The 16924-nt window shown below is 69.4% G+C and carries 14 protein-coding genes and 1 pseudogene; 6 read left to right on the top strand and 9 right to left on the bottom strand.

Going from position 1 to position 16924, the window contains the following annotated elements; genetic code table 11:
* Positions 1-62: 62 nt before the first annotated feature.
* From pheT to RCP80_RS11025, 3 genes are all read right to left on the bottom strand, one after another.
* Positions 63-2558, bottom strand: coding sequence for a phenylalanine--tRNA ligase subunit beta (gene pheT, locus RCP80_RS11035; protein ID WP_308482353.1), 2496 nt, complete (start codon positions 2556-2558; stop codon positions 63-65).
* Complete coding sequence (pheS, locus tag RCP80_RS11030; RefSeq protein WP_308482352.1) at positions 2558-3598, bottom strand: phenylalanine--tRNA ligase subunit alpha; 1041 nt, start codon at positions 3596-3598, stop codon at positions 2558-2560. Before pheS ends, pheT begins: the two co-directional genes overlap by 1 nt.
* Before the next feature lie 92 nt (positions 3599-3690).
* Entirely contained in the window at positions 3691-3819 is a 129-nt protein-coding gene (locus RCP80_RS11025) for a hypothetical protein (protein ID WP_308482351.1), read from the bottom strand.
* An 80-nt stretch (positions 3820-3899) separates the two neighbouring features.
* On the opposite strand from RCP80_RS11025, the pseudogene RCP80_RS11020 reads away from it, so the two are divergent.
* Positions 3900-4207 (top strand): annotated as a pseudogene (locus RCP80_RS11020) (glutamate synthase-related protein); the annotation flags it as partial.
* Positions 4208-4210: 3 nt separating this feature from the next.
* Here the strand turns inward: RCP80_RS11020 and RCP80_RS11015 are convergent.
* Positions 4211-4975 (bottom strand): adenylate/guanylate cyclase domain-containing protein, encoded by a 765-nt coding sequence (locus RCP80_RS11015; protein WP_308482804.1) that lies wholly within the window; start codon positions 4973-4975, stop codon positions 4211-4213.
* A 293-nt stretch (positions 4976-5268) separates the two neighbouring features.
* Between RCP80_RS11015 and RCP80_RS11010 the strand changes: the two genes are divergently transcribed.
* Positions 5269-6345 carry an oxygenase MpaB family protein gene (locus RCP80_RS11010; RefSeq protein WP_308482350.1) on the top strand — a complete coding sequence of 359 codons (1077 nt, stop codon included), beginning with the start codon at positions 5269-5271 and terminating at the stop codon, positions 6343-6345.
* 1 nt (position 6346) lies between these two features.
* Here RCP80_RS11010 and RCP80_RS11005 read toward each other — a convergent pair whose 3' ends face one another.
* The 4 genes from RCP80_RS11005 to infC are packed head-to-tail and all read right to left on the bottom strand — an operon-like array spanning position 6347 to position 8445.
* Complete coding sequence (locus tag RCP80_RS11005) at positions 6347-7135, bottom strand: TrmH family RNA methyltransferase (RefSeq protein WP_308482803.1); 789 nt, start codon at positions 7133-7135, stop codon at positions 6347-6349.
* 2 nt (positions 7136-7137) lie between these two features.
* Positions 7138-7536, bottom strand: coding sequence for a 50S ribosomal protein L20 (gene rplT, locus RCP80_RS11000; protein WP_308482349.1), 399 nt, complete (start codon positions 7534-7536; stop codon positions 7138-7140).
* A 57-nt stretch (positions 7537-7593) separates the two neighbouring features.
* On the bottom strand, positions 7594-7788 hold the full coding sequence (rpmI, locus tag RCP80_RS10995; protein ID WP_308482348.1) for a 50S ribosomal protein L35: 195 nt from the start codon (positions 7786-7788) through the stop codon (positions 7594-7596).
* A gap of 6 nt (positions 7789-7794) precedes the next feature.
* Entirely contained in the window at positions 7795-8445 is a 651-nt protein-coding gene (gene infC, locus RCP80_RS10990; protein WP_308482347.1) for a translation initiation factor IF-3, read from the bottom strand.
* Positions 8446-8669: 224 nt separating this feature from the next.
* On the opposite strand from infC, the gene RCP80_RS10985 reads away from it, so the two are divergent.
* From RCP80_RS10985 to RCP80_RS10970, 4 genes are read left to right on the top strand one after another with little or no spacing between them, the layout of a single operon-like run.
* On the top strand, positions 8670-9050 hold the full coding sequence (locus RCP80_RS10985; RefSeq protein ID WP_308482346.1) for a DUF1844 domain-containing protein: 381 nt from the start codon (positions 8670-8672) through the stop codon (positions 9048-9050).
* A 53-nt stretch (positions 9051-9103) separates the two neighbouring features.
* Positions 9104-12427: a bifunctional lysylphosphatidylglycerol synthetase/lysine--tRNA ligase LysX gene (lysX, locus tag RCP80_RS10980; protein WP_308482345.1), complete on the top strand. Its 3324-nt coding sequence runs from the start codon at positions 9104-9106 to the stop codon at positions 12425-12427.
* Positions 12428-12455: 28 nt separating this feature from the next.
* Entirely contained in the window at positions 12456-12752 is a 297-nt protein-coding gene (locus RCP80_RS10975) for a hypothetical protein (protein WP_308482344.1), read from the top strand.
* A gap of 3 nt (positions 12753-12755) precedes the next feature.
* Positions 12756-13949 (top strand): winged helix DNA-binding domain-containing protein, encoded by a 1194-nt coding sequence (locus tag RCP80_RS10970; protein WP_308482343.1) that lies wholly within the window; start codon positions 12756-12758, stop codon positions 13947-13949.
* On the opposite strand, the gene uvrA is transcribed toward RCP80_RS10970, so the two are convergent.
* Complete coding sequence (gene uvrA / locus RCP80_RS10965) at positions 13939-16857, bottom strand: excinuclease ABC subunit UvrA (protein ID WP_308482342.1); 2919 nt, start codon at positions 16855-16857, stop codon at positions 13939-13941. The genes RCP80_RS10970 and uvrA overlap by 11 nt on opposite strands.
* Positions 16858-16924: the final 67 nt, after the last annotated feature.

Below are 16924 nucleotides of genomic sequence, written 5' to 3'. Positions count from 1 at the left end.
TTCCGTCGCGGCAGCGATTTGGGCGCGGAAACCGGCGCTGGCCGCGGGAAACCGCGCCGAAATCAGGTCCGCGCGGTGGCCCCGACGGCGGCGTTCGCGTGCCGGACCGCGGCCTCGCGGCCGACGCTGGCCTCGTCCTCGGTCAGCGTCCGATCGGGGGCGCGGAATCGCAGCGCCAGCGTCAGCGACTTGCGGCCCGCCCCGATCTGCGGGCCGGTGTAGACGTCGAACAACTCGACCGCCTCGAGCAGGTCACCCGCGCCCGCCCGGACCGCGTCGATGACGGCCTGCGCGGGGACGTCGTCGTCGACCACCAGGCTGACGTCCTGGAACACGGCCGGGAACGGGGAGACCCGCGGCGCCGGCAGCGGCACCGTGATCGGGATCGCCTCGAGGTCGAGTTCGGCCGCGCAGGTGCCCTTGGGCAACCCGGCCCGTTCGACGACCGCGGGGTGCAGTTGTCCGGCGAAGCCCACGCTGGTCTCGCCCACGAACACCTCGGCGCACCGGCCCGGGTGCCACGGCAGCCGCTGGGCCGGTCGCAGCGACACCTCGACCGCGCACGCCCGCGCCACGATGCGGACCGCCTCGAACGCGTCGGCGGCCTCGACGGACCGCCCCGGCCCCCACGGGCCGCGCGGTTCCCGCAGGCCGGTCAGCACCACGCCGACGTGCTGGGGCTGATGCGGCAGCGACGCGTTCAGCGCCGCGATCTCGGCGTCGGTGGGGCGGCGGTCGGTGGGGATCAGCTCGACGGCGCGGGTCTGCTCGGTGGGCTCGACGACCTGCGCGATCCCGAACAACGCGACGTCGGCGGTGCCGCGGGCGACATTGCGCCCCAACGCCTCCAGCAGCCCCGGCAGCAAGGTGGTGGCCAGGTGCGGGCGGTCGGCCTCCAGCGGGTTGAGCACGGTGGCCGTGTTCCGCCACGGATCGTCGTCGGCCAGACCCCAGGTGTCGAAGACCCCGGCCGGCAGGAACGGCGTCGGCAGGATCTCGACGAACCCGGACAGCGCCAACGACTTTCCGATGGCGCGGTGGCGCTGCTGGGTCGCGGTCAAACCACGTCCGGCCGGCGCCGCCGGCAGCACCGCCGGGATGGTGTCGAGGCCCTCGAGGCGCAGCACCTCCTCGACGAGGTCAGCCGGTTGCACCAGGTCAGGACGCCAGCTCGGCGGCGTCACCACCAGCACCGCGGGGTCGGTCTCATCGACGGCGACCCGAGCGCCGATCTGGGTCAGCCGCGCCGCGACGACGCCGTCGTCGTAGCGCACGCCGGCGATCCGGTCGGGCAGGTCGACGGGCATCCGCACCGGAGCGCCGGACCAGTCCTGCCGGGGCGGATCACCGCGCCAGTCGGTGAGCGTGGGTTCGACGGTGCCGCCGGCGATCTCGGCCAGCAGCGTGGCGCAGCGGTCCAGCGCGGCCACCGAGATGGCCGGATCCACCGCGCGCTCATAGCGCCGGCCGGCCTCGCTGACCAGGTGCAGTCGACGCTGGGTCCGCGAGACGGCGGCCGGATCCCAGATCGCGGCCTCGAGAAGCACATCCGTTGAGCCGTCGTTGATTTCGGTGCTGCCCGCGCCCATCACGCCACCGATGGCGGCGGTGGCGACGTCGTCGACGATCAGCACGTCGCCCGGATCCAGCTTGCGTTCGATGTCGTCGAGGGTGGTGACGGTCTCGCCCGGCCGCGCGAAGCGCACCGCGAAGCCGCCGTGGATGCGGGTCCGGTCATGGGCGTGCATGGGGTGGCCGAGTTCGAGCATCACGTAATTGGTGACATCCACCGCTGGCGAGATGGGCCGGATCCCGGACAGCATCAGGCGCCGACGCAGCCACCAGGGCGACCGCGCATGCTGATCGATCCCGGTGACCGGGCGCAGCGCGAATCTGCTGACGCCGGTGGCCGGGTCGACTGTCAGCGGCCAGGCCTCGCCCTCGACGGGCAGCGGTGCCACCTCGGCCGGATCGACGAACGGCAGGTCGTAGGCGCAGGCGATTTCGCGCGCCACCCCCCGCACCGACAATACGTAGCCGCGGTCGGGGGTGATGGCGAGGTCGAACACCACATCGTCGAGGCCCAGCACCTCGAGGCCGTCGGCGCCCGGGTCTGCGGTGCCCGCGGGCAGCACCAGAATCCCGGACTGGTCGCTGCCGAGGCCGAGTTCGGCGGCCGAGCAGATCATGCCGTCGGAGATCCGGCCGTAGGTCTTGCGGGTGGCGATCTGGAAATCGCCGGGCAGCGTGGCGCCGGGCAAGGCCACCACCACGGTGTCACCGACCACGAAATTCGTGGCGCCGCAGACGATGTCGCGGGGCTCGGACTCCCCCACCGCCACCTTGCAGGCCCGGATCGGCTTCTTGAACTCGGTGAGTTCCTCGATCTCGGTCACCCGGCCCACGGTCAGCGGACCGCTGACGGGGCCGAGCGCGATGACGTCCTCGACCTCGTGGCCGACGCCGATCAACGCCTGCTCGAGTTCGGCGGGGGTCACGTCGAAGTCCGGCGCGCCCGCGCGCACGGCCTCACGCAGCCAGCTGTAGGGCAGACGCATCAGGCACCCACCCCGAACGGCAGCGAGAACCGGATGTCGCCCTCGACCATGTCGCGCATGTCGGGAATGCCGTTGCGGAACTGCAGCGTGCGTTCCAGGCCCATGCCGAAGGCGAAGCCGGAGTACTCCTGCGGGTCGATGCCGGCCGCGCGCAACACATTCGGGTTGACCATGCCGCAGCCGCCCCATTCGACCCAGCCGGGGCCGCCCTTCTTGTTGGCGAACCACACGTCCACCTCCGCCGACGGCTCGGTGAACGGGAAGAAGTGCGGCCGCACCCGGGTGCGGCCCTCCGGACCGAACAGCGCCCGCGCGAACGCGTCGAGGGTGCCCTTGAGATGCGCCATGGTCAGGCCGCGGTCGACGGCCAGGCCCTCCACCTGATGGAACACCGGGGTGTGGGTGGCGTCGAGTTCGTCGGTGCGGAAGGTGCGACCGATCGAGATGATGTAGACCGGCAGCTCGCGGGCCAGCAGGGTGCGCGCCTGCACCGGCGAGGTGTGGGTGCGCAGCAGCTGCCGCGAGCCCTCCGGGGCCACGTGGAAGGTGTCGGATTCGCTGCGGGCCGGATGGTCGGGGCCGAAGTTCAACGCATCGAAGTTGAACTGCTCGGTTTCCACCTCCGGGCCCTCGGCCAGTTCCCAGCCCATCGCCACGAAGGTGTCGGCGACGTGCTCGGCCAGGATGGTGATCGGATGCCGGGCGCCGGTGGGCTGCCGGGTGGACGGCAGCGTGACGTCGATGCGTTCGGACACCAGAACCGCCGCGTCACGCTCGGCACGCAGCACCGCGAGCCGGTCCTCGAAGAGTTGCTGAGCCGCACCGCGCGCGACGTTGACCCGCTTACCGGCATCGGCGCGTTCGGTCTTGGGCAGACCGCCCAGCGCCTGGCGCGCCTGCGCCAACGGCGACCGGTCACCGAGGTGCGCGGTCTTGGCCTTGGTCAGCGCATCGATGTCGGCGGCGGCCTCGAACGCCTGCTGGGCCGCGACGACTGCGGCGTCCAGTGCTTCGCCCGACAAATCCAGTTCGTCACCCACTCGGTGTGAGCCTCCTCAACAGTTGCGACACCGGTGTGACGCCAGTGCTGATCATAGGTGATGACCGTTGGTACCCTCGCGCCGTGCTGAGGTCATTGCTGGTCGCCGGGGTCATGGCCGCGGCCGTCCTGTTGGGGTTGCCGGCCGTCCTCGGCCACCCCGCGTGGTGGCTGCTGCAAACCCGGCACAGCATCCTGCGGGCCTTCCCGATCATCGGGCACGTGCGCTACCTGATTGCACGCCATTCGACCGCGAGACCCGCGACATGGTCTACGAGCGCGCCAAGGGGACCAAGGGCGACGTCGGTTGCATCCAGGCGTTGAAGTGCAACACCAACCGCTGCCCCACCGGAGTCGCAACCCAGGATCCCGGGTTGGCCCAGGCCCTGCACGTGCCGGACAAGACCGCCGCGCAACTGGTGGCGTCGATGGGCCTGGACAGCTTCGCCGAACTGGACCCCTCGATGCTCAATCGGCGGTCCGGACGCCACGGCACCCGGACCTACGCCGAGCTCTACGAGTGGCTGATGCCCGGGAATTGCTCGAGGACCCGGCTCCGCTGTCGTGGCGGTCGGACTGGGTCGAGGCTTCCGCCGACGAATTCCGTTGAGCCTCAGCCCTCGCCGTCGACCCCGGCGTCCCGGCGGGTGCGCAGCCAGTACATCATCAGGTCGGTGGGGACGCCGCTGGGCCGGGCCGCGAACACCGGTCGGCGCACCCGCTTGGCGCTCACCCCGAGCTGCTCGAGATCCGCACCGGTGACCGATTCCAGGGTGGCTCCCGAGACGACGATGCCGCCGCGGGTGCCGCGCTCCATCACCCTGGCCGCGATGTTGACGTCGACGCCGAGCCAGTCCGACCCGATGCGTTGCGGGCGTCCGGTGTGGATCCCGATCCGCATCCTCGGCGTGTAACCGTCCACCTCGACAAGCTCGAGCGCCTCGTGGGCCCGGACGGCGGCGGCGATGGCCACCGTCGGACTGCGGAACACCACCATGGTGCCGTCGCCCATCCGCTTGACGATGTGGCCGCCCCGTTCCAGCAGCGGTGGCTCGACGGCCGCCGCGACCCGGCGCAGCAGGCGCAGGGTGGCGTCGTCACCTGCCGTCAGCGACCACGCCGAGAAGCCGACCAGGTCGGTGAAGACAATGGTGACCTCCGCGTTCGCCGGCCGCCGCGCCACCTTCTCGGTCAGCGCCTGCCACACCTGCAGACCGGCCAGACTCAACTCACGCGAGGCCGCATCGCGTCCCCGGAGGAACTTGTCGGCGGTGCGGGCGGCCGCTCGCGGGGCGCCCTGGCCCGCCGTCGACAGGGGGTCGCCGAACTCCGGATCGCCGGGCAGCAGCCGACGCGCGCGCTTGACGAGGGCCACCAACTCGGGGCGGTGATCGGTCTCGTCGAGCCGGCCGCCGTCGAGTTCCCGGCCGGCCCCTCGTAGCTCGTCCTCAGGCGGTTCGGGCTCCACTCGGGTCAGCGTATGTGCTCGCCCCAGAACTGACCAACGGCCCTGGACGGCGATTCCACGTGCCGGGCCGAACCGCTAGTCACATGCACGTGGCGTTGCGACGGCGGGTAGATAACAGAACCCACCACGCGCGCCGAAGCCGTAGACAACAGCGGTTGTCAGATATAGCGTGGGGTCACCTGTCCACCGGATGAGGAGGGCCGATGACCACCACCGCCGATGCAAAGCCCTCTGACACGCCGGATCCGCTGGGTCCGGACTCGCTGACCTGGAAGTATTTCGGCGACATCCGCACCGGCATCCTGGGAGTGTGGATCGGGGCGATCCAGAACATGTATCCGCAGCTCGGGGCCGGCGTGGAGGACCATTCGATCCTGCTGCGCGAACCGTTGCAGCGCGTCACCCGCTCGGTGTATCCGATCATGGGCGTGGTCTACGACGGTGACCGCGCGGCCCAGACCGGCGCCCAGATCCGGGGTTTCCACGACACCATCAAGGGCACCGACGCGACGGGCCGCCGCTATCACGCCCTGGACCCGGACACCTTCTACTGGGCGCACGCCACGTTCTTCATGCTGATCATCAAAGTGGCCGAATACTTCTGCGGCGGACTGACCGAGGCCGAGAAGCGGCAACTGTTCGACGAACACGTGCAGTGGTACGCGATGTACGGCATGAGTATGCGGCCGGTACCGAAGAGCTGGGAGGACTTCTGCGAGTACTGGGATCGCACCTGCCGCGAAGAACTCGAGATCAACCCCGCCACGCTGGACATCTTGACCATGCGGATCCCCAAGCCGAAGTTCGTCTTGATGCCGACGCCGTTGTGGGATCAGATGTTTCGTCCGATGCTGGCCGCCCAGCGCTGGATCGCCGCCGGCGTGTTCGACCCGGCGATCCGCGAGCGGGCCGGGATGCGCTGGACCCCGGGCGACGAGGTGCTGCTACGGCTGATCGGCAAGGCGGTCGAGATCGCGTTCTGGGCGGTGCCCGACGAGATCCGCCTGCACCCGCGGGCCCTGTCGGCCTATCGGCGGGCGGCCGGACAGCTGCCGGCCGATGCTCCCCTGGTGGAGGCGCCGTTCTTCACCGATCCCCCGCGCGACCGCAAGGGGTTGCCGATGCACTATGCGCCGCAGCGCAAGTCACCGTTCCCGCGGCCGCCGGTGCCCATCCCACCGAGCCCGAAGGCGCTGGTGGAGCGCGCCGGTTCGCTGGTGCATACGACGTTCTCGCTCGCGGCGTTGCGACCGGCCCGCGGGCGTCGTCCCGCGGCCTGAACTAGTCGGCGTGCGCTCGCGCGCTCTGATACAGGCAAATCGCCGCCGCGGCGGCCACATTCAGACTCTCGGCGCCGCCGGGCATTTCGATGCGCACTCGCTGCTGTGCCAGCGCGGCCACCTCGGCCGGTAAGCCCTGCGCCTCCGGCCCGAACAGCCAGGCCGTCGGCCCGGTCAACTCGACCGCCGCCAGCTCTGCGTCGGCGTCGAGCGCGGTGGCCAGTACCCGAAGTCCGTTGTCGCGCAACGCGTTCACCGCGGCCACGGTGTCGGGCTCGACGACCACGGGGATCGCGAAGATGCTCCCGGTGGAGGCGCGCAGACACTTGCCGTTGTACGGGTCCACGCTGTGGCCGGCCAGCACGACCGCGCCGGCGCCCATCGCGTCGGCGATCCGGATCAGGGTGCCGGCGTTGCCGGGTTCGGAGATCCCCACCGCCACCGCGACCAGCCGCGGCCGAGCCGCCAGCACGTCGGGCATCGTGGCGGTGAGCGATTCGCAGACTGCCACCAGTCCGGCCGGAGTCACGGTGTCCGACAGCGCCTTGGCCGCCCGCTCGGTGACCAGCCGGACCGGGACGTCGGCGCCGGCCAGCAACCCATGATGGCGCCCCGCGGCCTCCTCGGTGACAAACACCTCGGCCACGACGCCGCGCGCCAGCGCGGCCTCGACGAGGTTGGGTCCCTCGGCCAGGAAGCGCGCAGCACGCTTTCGGCCCGTGTGCCGCAGCAGTTTTGCTGCCGCGGTCACACGGGCCGAGCGTTCAGTCAGTACCGATTCAGCCGGCAGGCTCAGGCGGCCTCTCCAGCGTTGGATGCCGGCGCATTGACGTCCTCGGGCAGGGCGGCCTTGGCCACCTCGGCGAGGGCGGTGAACGTCGCCGGGTCGCTGACGGCGATCTCCGCCAGGTTCTTCCGGTCCACCTCGACGCCCGCGGCCTTGAGGCCCTGGATCAGCCGGTTGTAGGTGATGTCGTTCGCGCGGGCCGCGGCGTTGATCCGCGAGATCCACAACTTGCGGAACTCACCCTTGCGGGCGCGGCGGTCCCGGTAGGCGTAGGTCAGTGAGTGCAGCTGCTGCTCTTTGGCCTTGCGGTAGAGCCGCGACCGCTGTCCGCGGTAGCCCTTCGAGGCCTTGAGGATTTCACGACGCTTCTTATGGGCATTGACTGCCCGCTTCACGCGTGCCATTGGATGTTCCTATCGTTCGGTCGAGAAAGTCAGAAATGTTCGAGCTGGCTAACGGACTCAGCCGTTCAGCATCGCGTTGACGCGCTTGGTGTCGGCGGGCGCCACCTCGGTGCGGCCGTCGAGACGACGGGTGCGCCTGCTGGACTTGTGCTCGAGCAAGTGCCGACGTCCGGCCTTCTGACGCACGATCTTGCCGGTTCCGGTGCGACGGAACCGCTTCGAAGCACCGCTATGGGTCTTGGCCTTGGGCATGGATCCTCAGTTCTGTGTTGATTCTGCTGTGTCGGTGGGCGGCGGTTCTGCTGCCGTGGCCGCTTCGCTTGGTCGCTGACTCGGCGCGTCAGCGTCTTGCGCTGCCTTCGCACGGGTCTTCGCGCCGCGATGCGGTGCCAGCACCATCGTCATGTTGCGGCCGTCCTGCTTGGCCGACGTCTCGACGAAGCCGTAGTCGGCCACGTCGGCGCCGAGGCGCTGCAGCAGTCGGTAACCCAACTCGGGGCGGGACTGCTCGCGCCCGCGGAACATGATCGTCACCTTGACCTTGGACCCGGCTTCGAGGAAGCGCACGACGTGACCCTTTTTGGTCTCGTAGTCGTGGGGGTCGATCTTGGGACGCAGCTTCTGTTCCTTGACGACGGTCTGCTGCTGGTTTTTGCGAGACTCGCGTGCCTTCTGTGCCGTCTCGTACTTGTACTTGCCGTAGTCCATGATCTTGCAGACCGGTGGTCTGGCATCGGGAGCTACTTCGACAAGGTCGAGATCGGCATCCGCGGCAACGCGGAGTGCATCTTCGATGCGCACGATGCCTACCTGTTCCCCGCCGGGGCCGATCAATCGGACTTCAGGTACACGAATGCGCTCGTTGACGCGGGTCTCAGTGCTGATGGGGCCTCCCTGGTTGTGGTCCACTCGGGAACCCCACCCAGTTCAGCAAAAAGCCCTGCTCAAATAGCAGGGCCCGAATGCCGACCGATCGCGGCGGCTAGCCGCCCGCCCAGGTGAAACCGGGGCGGAACTGGCAGCTAGGCTGCCGGTGACCGGACCGCTTAACCCGGAAGGTCAGCGGTGGGAGCGGGACTCCACTTGCTGTCCCGGCAGTTGCCGAGACGGTCGCGCATGCCAGTCTAGCAGGCATGAGCGATGACCCGAGAATCGTGCCCGAGGCCACCGGCCCCGACCAACCCGCCGACCCCGCCGTGCGCGAACTCGCCGAGATTCCGGCGGTCGAAGTGATCACCCGGTCGGCCGTGATGCTGATGAGCGCCGCCGCCGAGAAGATCGGGTTGTCCTACCCGGACCCCGAGGAAAGTCCCCATCGCGATCTGGACGAGGCGCGCCGCCTCATCACCGCGCTGGCCGGGCTGATCACCGCCAGCGTCGAATACCTCGGGCCGCATGCCGGGCCGCTACGCGACGGGCTGAAGAGCCTGCAGTTGGCCTTCCGCGAATCCAGCGCCGCCCCCGAGGAGCCGGGCAAGGGACCGGGCGAGAAATACACCGGACCGGTCTGGTAACAGTCCGCGGTTCTACCGCGCAAACCGCGCCGGCAGCGAATAACCTCCGGCACATGAGCCTCGCTGCCGGGCCGATAACGCGCGGATCTTCTCGCCATCGCTGGGTACCCGCAGCGGCCGGCTGGACGATCGGCATCATCGCCACGCTATCGCTGATCGCCAGCGTGTCCCACCCGGTCCGGTGGCTCATCCGCGCCCCCCGGGAATTCGTCAACGACTACCTCTTCAACTTCCCCGACACCAGCTTCGCCTGGGCCTTCGTGCTTGCCCTGCTGGCCGCGGCCCTGGCGGCCCGCAAACGGGTCGCCTGGTGGATCCTGCTGCTGTACATGGTTGCGGCCGGCGTCACCAACATCGTCGACCTGGCCACCGGTGCCGAGTCGGTCCGCGAAGAGATCGGCGAGGTCATCGGGCTGGCCTTTCACCTGGCCGCAATCGTCTTTCTACTGCTGGCACGCAACGAATTCTGGGCAAGGGTGCGCCGGGGCGCGTTGCTCAAGGCCGCGGCGGCGCTGCTGACCGGGATGGCGATCGGCATCGTCACCGGCTGGGGACTGCTGCAACTGTTCCCGGGCACGCTGCAGCCGGCCGAGCGGTTGCCCTACGCCGCGAACCGGGTCTTCGCCTTCGCGGGGGTGGACGCCGGCGTGTTCGACGGCCGTCATCCGCACGTCATGGTCAACGCCGCGCTCGGGCTGTTCGGGGCGCTGGCGTTGATGACCGCCGCCATCGTGTTGTTCCGCTCGCAGCGCGCGGACAATGCGCTCACCGGTGAGGATGAGTCCGCGATCCGCGGATTGCTGTCGGTGTACGGCAAGAACGACTCGCTGGGCTATTTTGCGACCCGTCGCGACAAGTCCGTGGTCTTCGCCCCCGATGGCCGCGCGGCGATCACCTATCGGGTCGAGGTCGGGGTGTGCTTGGCCAGCGGCGACCCGATCGGCGATCCGCGGTCCTGGCCGCAGGCGGTGGCGGCATGGCTGCGGCTGTGCGAGTCCTACGGCTGGGCACCCGGCGTCATGGGCGCCGGTCTTCAAGCCGCACAGGTCTTTCGGGATGCCGGACTCAATGCCTTGGAACTCGGGGACGAGGCCATCCTGCATCCGGACACCTACAAGCTGTCCGGCCCGGAGATGAAGCCGGTCCGCCAGGCGGTGACCCGTGCCCGGCGCGCGGGGCTGTCGGTCCGGATCCGCCGGCATCGCGAGTTGTCCGCCGACGAGATGACGCAGGTGGTGCAGCGCGCCGACGCATGGCGCGACACCGACACCGAACGCGGGTTCTCGATGGCGCTGGGACGCCTCGGCGACCCGGCGGACGCCGACTGTCTGTTGGTGGAGGCGGTCCGCAGCGATCCCGCCGCGGACAACGAGGCCGTGGCGATGCTGTCGTTGGTGCCGTGGGGCAGCACCGGGGTGTCGTTGGATCTGATGCGCCGCTCCCCCGGTTCCCCCAACGGCACCATCGAGCTGATGGTCAGTGAACTCTGCGCCCACGCCGAGGCCCTCGGTGTCAGCCGAATCTCGTTGAACTTCGCGATGTTCCGGTCGGCGTTCGAGCAGGGCGCGCAACTGGGCGCCGGACCGGTCGCCCGGCGGTGGCGGGCGTTGCTGGTGTTCTTCTCGAGGTGGTGGCAGCTCGAGTCGCTGTATCGGTCGAATATGAAGTATCAGCCCGAATGGGTGCCGCGCTACGCCTGCTACGAGGACACCCGGTTGATCCCGCGGGTGGGGATCGCCTCGGTGATCGCCGAGGGCTTCCTGGTGTTGCCGTTCGGCCGGCGCACCCGTGCGCATACCGGCGTGCACCCCGCGGTGCCACCGGCGCTGGCCGCGTCCGGCGTCCTGCACGACGACGGGTCGGCGCCGGACCTCGACCGGCTGCCGGCCGCGCTCCTCGACGACGCCCCGGGACCCGTGCTGCCCGAACAGGTCCGGGTCCGGATCAACAAGCTCGCGGCACTGCAGGCCCGCGGAGTCGACGCCTACCCGCCCGGTCGGCCGCCCAGCCACACCATCACCGAGGCCCTCGACGCGGCCGACGGTACCGCGGTCACCGTGGCGGGCCGACTCCTGCGGTTGCGCGACTACGGCGGGGTGCTGTTCGCCCAACTGCGGGACTGGTCCGGCGAGGTCCAGTTGCTCATGGACAGCGCGGCACTGGACGACGACAGCGCGCTGTCGGCTTTCACCGCCGCCACCGACCTGGGCGATCTGGTCGAGGTGAGCGGGACGATGGGGGTGAGCAACACCGGCACCCGGTCGGTGTTGGTGCAGCGCTGGCGGTTGAACGGAAAATGCCTGCGGCCGTTGCCCGACAAGTGGAAGGGTCTCTCCGATCCGGAGGCCCGGGTCCGCGCCCGCTACGTCGACCTGGCCGTCAACCCCGAGTCCCGCGCCCTGATCACGGCCCGCAGCCAGGTGCTCCGCGCGATTCGGGACACGTTGTTCGGCAATGGGTTCCTGGAGGTGGAGACCCCCATCCTGCAGCAGATCCACGGCGGCGCCAACGCCCGCCCGTTCCTCACCCACATCAACGCTTACGACCTCGACCTGTATTTGCGGATCGCGCCCGAGCTGTACTTGAAACGACTCTGCGTCGGCGGGGTGGAGCGCGTGTTCGAGCTGGGCCGGGCGTTCCGCAACGAGGGGGTGGACTTCAGCCACAACCCGGAATTCACCCTGTTGGAGGCGTATCAGGCCCACGCCGACTACCTGGTGTGGATCGACGGTTGCCGAGAGCTCATCCAGAATGCCGCGCTGGCCGCCAACGGCGAACAGGTGGTGCTGCGGCCTCGCCCGGACGGCCGGTTGGAGCCGGTGGACATCGCCGGGCATTGGCCGGTCAAGACGGTGCACGACGCGGTGTCGGAGGCCCTCGGCGAACAGATCGACGTCGACACCGATCTGTCCGCCCTGCGCCGGCTGTGCGACGCCGCCGGTATCGCCTACCAAACCCATTGGGACAGTGGCGCAGTCGTGCTCGAGATGTATGAGCATCTGGTGGAGGACCGGACCGAGGCGCCGACGTTCTACACCGACTTCCCCACCTCGGTGTCGCCGCTGACCCGGCCGCACCGCAGCAAGCCCGGTGTCGCCGAGCGGTGGGATCTGGTGGCCTGGGGTGTCGAATTGGGCACGGCCTACAGCGAACTGACCGACCCGGTCGAACAGCGGCGCCGACTGCTGGCCCAGTCCCTGCTGGCCGCCGGCGGCGACCCCGAGGCCATGTCGCTGGACGAGGACTTCCTGCAGGCCATGGAGTACGCGATGCCGCCCACCGGCGGTCTCGGCATGGGGGTGGACCGGGTGGTCATGCTGATCACCGGCCGCAGCATCCGCGAGACGTTGCCGTTCCCGTTGGCCAAGCCGCGTTAACGTGCCGGCGCCGGAGTACGGTGACACTATGCCCGACGCCCACAGCGACCCGGACCCCGTCGAGGAACCGAAAGCCGATACCGGCTACACCGATTCCGGGGTACCGACTTTCGACTCGGTCCGCGAGAAGATCGAGACGCGGTACGGCACTTCCGTCGGCGCGGTCGAACTCGGCTCCGAGACACCGGAGGCGCGCCGCGTCGAGGAGCAATTCGAGGCCCGGCAGCGGGCCGCGGCCGACCGACTCGAGCAGATCCGCGCCTCGATGCGCGACCCGGCCGACCCGGCTGCCGAGACTGACGACGGCTCCGCGGACGCCGACTGACGGATGCGCAGCTTCTCACCGGCCGAACGCAAGGCGCGTCTCGGCCGTCGACACTTCCTCGCCGCCCCGGTCGCCGCACGGTCGGCCGCCGCGGCCGTCCCCGCCGCCACGGCCGCTCTGGTCGGCTGGCACGCGACCGACCCGGCCACGCCGTATCTGTCGCTGTGGTCGCGGGTCGCCGACTTCACCGTGGCCGAGTTGGATCGCGCCCTCTACGAGGACCGCTGCCTGGTCAAGCACCTCGCGATGCGCCGCACGCTGTGGGTGTTTCCGGTCGAACGACTGGCGACGGTGCAGGCGGGGTCCAGCAACCGGGTGGCCGACAACGAGCGCCGCAAGCTGATCGCCGATGTCGAGAAGGCCGGGGTGGCCGAGGACGGCGCGCAATGGTTGGCCGCCGCTGCGACCGCGGTGCGCGGCTATCTCGGCCGCCACGGCCACGCCACCGCGAGCGAAATGCGCGCGGCGCTACCCGAATTGGCCGGGACCTACGATCCGGCTCCCGGTAAACGCTGGGGCGGTGCAGCTCACCTGGCACCGCGCGTACTCACGGTTCTCGCCGCCGAGGCGCAGCTGGTCCGGGGCCCCAACGACGGCGGCTGGACGACCTCCCGTCCGCGTTGGGCCGGCACCGCCGCCTGGCTGGGGTCACCGGTCGAGGTGGTCGCGCCCGAGCCGGCCCGCGCCGAACTGATGCGGGCCTGGCTGCGTGCATTCGGACCGGCGAGTCTCACCGACATCAAGTGGTGGTTCGGCGCGACCGCCACCGCCACCCGGCAGGCCCTGGCCGCCGTCGACGCGGTGGAGGTCGACCTGCACGGTGCGCCGGGTTACGCACTGGCTGACGACCTGGAACCCGAACCGGATCCGGAGCCGTGGGCGGCACTGTTGCCCAGCCTGGACCCCACCACCATGGGGTGGTCCCAGCGCGACTGGTACCTCGGCGGGCATCGCGATCAGGTGTTCGACCGCAACGGCAACGCCGGCCCGACCGCGTGGGTGAACGGGCGGGTCGTCGGCGGCTGGCGCCAGGACGCCGACGCGCGGGTGCAACTGCAGCCGCTGGAGGACATCGGCCGCGACGAGCAAAAACTGTTGCACAGCAAGGCCGCCGAGCTCACCGAGTGGTTGGACGGAACGCGGATCGCGGCCCGGTTCCCCTCCCCGCTGTCGAAGCAGCCGCCCGCTACGCGCTGACCTTGCGCTTGCGGGGTGCCCGCTTCTTCTTGGCCTTCACCGCCGCCGCCCGCCCGGTCAGCACCTCCGAGAGGAACTTGCCGGTGTAGCTCTCGGGAACCGCCGCGACCTCCTCCGGGGTGCCCTCGGCCACCAGGGTGCCGCCGCCGGCGCCGCCCTCGGGTCCCATGTCGACGATCCAGTCCGAGGTCTTGATGACGTCCAGGTTGTGCTCGATCACGATCACCGAATTACCTTTGTCCACAAGACCGTTGATGACCTTCAGCAGCTTACGAATGTCATCGAAATGCAGGCCCGTGGTGGGCTCGTCGAGGATGTAGACGGTACGCCCGGTCGACCGCTTCTGCAGCTCGGCGGCCAGCTTCACCCGCTGCGCCTCGCCGCCGGACAGCGTGGGGGCCGGCTGGCCCAGCCGGACGTACCCCAATCCGACATCGACGAGGGTGTTGAGGTAGCGGTGAATCCCGGTGATCGGGGCGAAGAACTCGGCGGCGTCCTCGATCGACATGTCGAGGACCTCGGAGATGGTCTTGCCCTTGTAATGCACCTCGAGGGTCTCGCGGTTGTACCGGGCGCCATGGCAGACCTCGCAGGGCACGTAGACGTCCGGCAGGAAGTTCATCTCGATCTTGATGGTGCCGTCGCCCGAACACGCCTCGCAGCGGCCGCCTTTGACGTTGAACGAGAACCGGCCCGGCTGATAGCCGCGCACCTTGGCCTCCGTGGTGGCCGCGAACAACGTCCGGATCTTGTCGAAGACCCCGGTGTAGGTGGCGGGATTGGAGCGCGGCGTGCGCCCGATCGGTGACTGATCGACCCGCACCAGCTTGTCGACATGCTCCAGGCCCGTGACGCGGGTGTGCCGGCCGGGCACATTACGCGCGCCGTTGAGCTTGTTGGCCAACACCGCCGCCAGGATGTCGTTGACCAGCGTGGACTTACCCGAACCGGAGACCCCGGTGACCGAGGTGAGCACACCCAGTGGAAACGACACCTCGATCTGCTTGAGGTTGTGCTCCCGGGCGCCGATCACCGTGAGTTGCCGGTCGGGGTCCACGGTCCGCCGGATCTCGGGGATCTCGATGCTCTCCCGGCCGGCCAGATACGCCCCGGTGATGGAGTCGGGGTTCGTCAACAGGTCGGCGTAGGTCCCGCTGTGCACCACGGTTCCGCCGTGTTCGCCGGCGGCCGGGCCGATGTCGACCACCCAGTCGGCGTGCGCGATGGTGTCCTCGTCGTGCTCGACGACGATCAGCGTGTTACCGAGTTCCTTGAGGCGCGTGAGTGTTTCGATCAACCGGCGGTTGTCGCGCTGGTGCAGCCCGATCGAGGGCTCGTCCAGCACATAGAGCACACCCACCAGACCGGAGCCGATCTGGGTCGCCAGCCGGATGCGTTGCGCCTCACCACCGGACAGCGTGCCGGCGGCGCGTTCCAACGACAGGTACTCCAGCCCGACGTCGAGCAGGAACCCGAGCCGCGACTGCACCTCCTTGAGGACCTGACCCGCGATGGCCTGCTCGCGTGGACCCAGCGTGAGTGCGTTCAGGAAATCCGAGCAGTCCGAGATCGACAGGGCGCACACTTCCGCGATGGACTTTGCGCCGCGGTCCCCGGCGGCCAGCGTGACCGCCAGGATCTCCGGCTTGAGCCGGGTGCCCTGACATTCCGGGCACGGGATGTCGCGCATGAAACCTTCCAGCCGCTCCTTGGTCTGCTCGGAGTCGGTCTGCTCCATGCGGCGCTGCAGATACGCCATCACGCCCTCGAAGTCGGCGTAATAGGAGCGGGTACGGCCGTACCGGTTCTTGTAACGGACATGCACCTGTTCGCTGGAGCCCTCGAGCAAGGCCTTGCGCGCTTTGGCCGGCAGCTTTCGCCACGGGGTGTCGACATCGAAGCCCAGCGCGTCGCCGAGTCCCGACATCATCCGCGTGAAGTACTCGGCGCTCTGCCCGATCGACCACGGCGCGATGGCCCCCTCGGCCAGCGTCAGGTCCGGGTCGGGCACCACCAGTTCGGGGTCGACCTCCTTGCGGATGCCCAGGCCCACGCACTCGGGGCACGCGCCGTAGGGCGAGTTGAACGAGAACGACCGCGGTTCCAGGTCGTCGACGGCCAACGGGTGCCCGTTGGGACAGGCCAGCTTCTCGGAGAAGCGCTGCTCGCGGTGCGGGTGGTCCTCCTCGCGGTCCACGAACTCCAGCACGACGATGCCGTCCGCCAGGTTCAGCGCGGTCTCCACCGAGTCGGTGAGCCGCTGCTTGGCGGTCGCCTTGACCGTCAGCCGATCCACCACAACCTCGATGTCGTGCTTCTCCTGCTTCTTGAGCTTGGGCGGGTCGGTCAGCGAGTGCACGACGCCGTCGACCCGGACTCGGCTGTAGCCCTGGGTGTTGAGCTTTTCGAAGAGGTCGACGAACTCGCCCTTGCGGGTCCGCACGACGGGCGCCAGCACCTGGAACCGCAACCCCTCGTCCATCGCCAGCACCTGGTCGACGATCTGTTGGGGGGTCTGGCGGGCGATGCGCTCACCGCAGACCGGGCAGTGCGGGGTGCCCGCCCGCGCGTAGAGCAACCGCAGGTAGTCGTAGACCTCGGTGATGGTCCCGACCGTCGAGCGCGGGTTCCGGTTGGTGGATTTCTGGTCGATGGACACCGCCGGGGAAAGACCCTCGATGAAGTCGACATCCGGCTTGTCCATCTGACCGAGGAACTGGCGCGCGTAGGCCGACAGCGACTCGACATAGCGGCGCTGCCCCTCGGCGAAGATCGTGTCGAACGCCAGCGACGACTTCCCCGACCCGGACAATCCCGTGAAGACGATCAGGGCATCACGGGGCAGGTCAAGGTCGATGCTGCGCAGATTGTGCTCGCGCGCACCCTTGACTATTAAGCGGTCAGCCACCCGGCCCGACTCCTCACTTGTGGACGTCTGGTTGTGAACGTCGCATCCATGCTATGTGCCGGTACCG

The organism is Mycolicibacterium sp. MU0053 (assembly GCF_963378095.1).
Classification (GTDB): domain Bacteria; phylum Actinomycetota; class Actinomycetes; order Mycobacteriales; family Mycobacteriaceae; genus Mycobacterium; species Mycobacterium burgundiense.
This window is presented reverse-complemented; position numbering and strand designations above follow the sequence as displayed.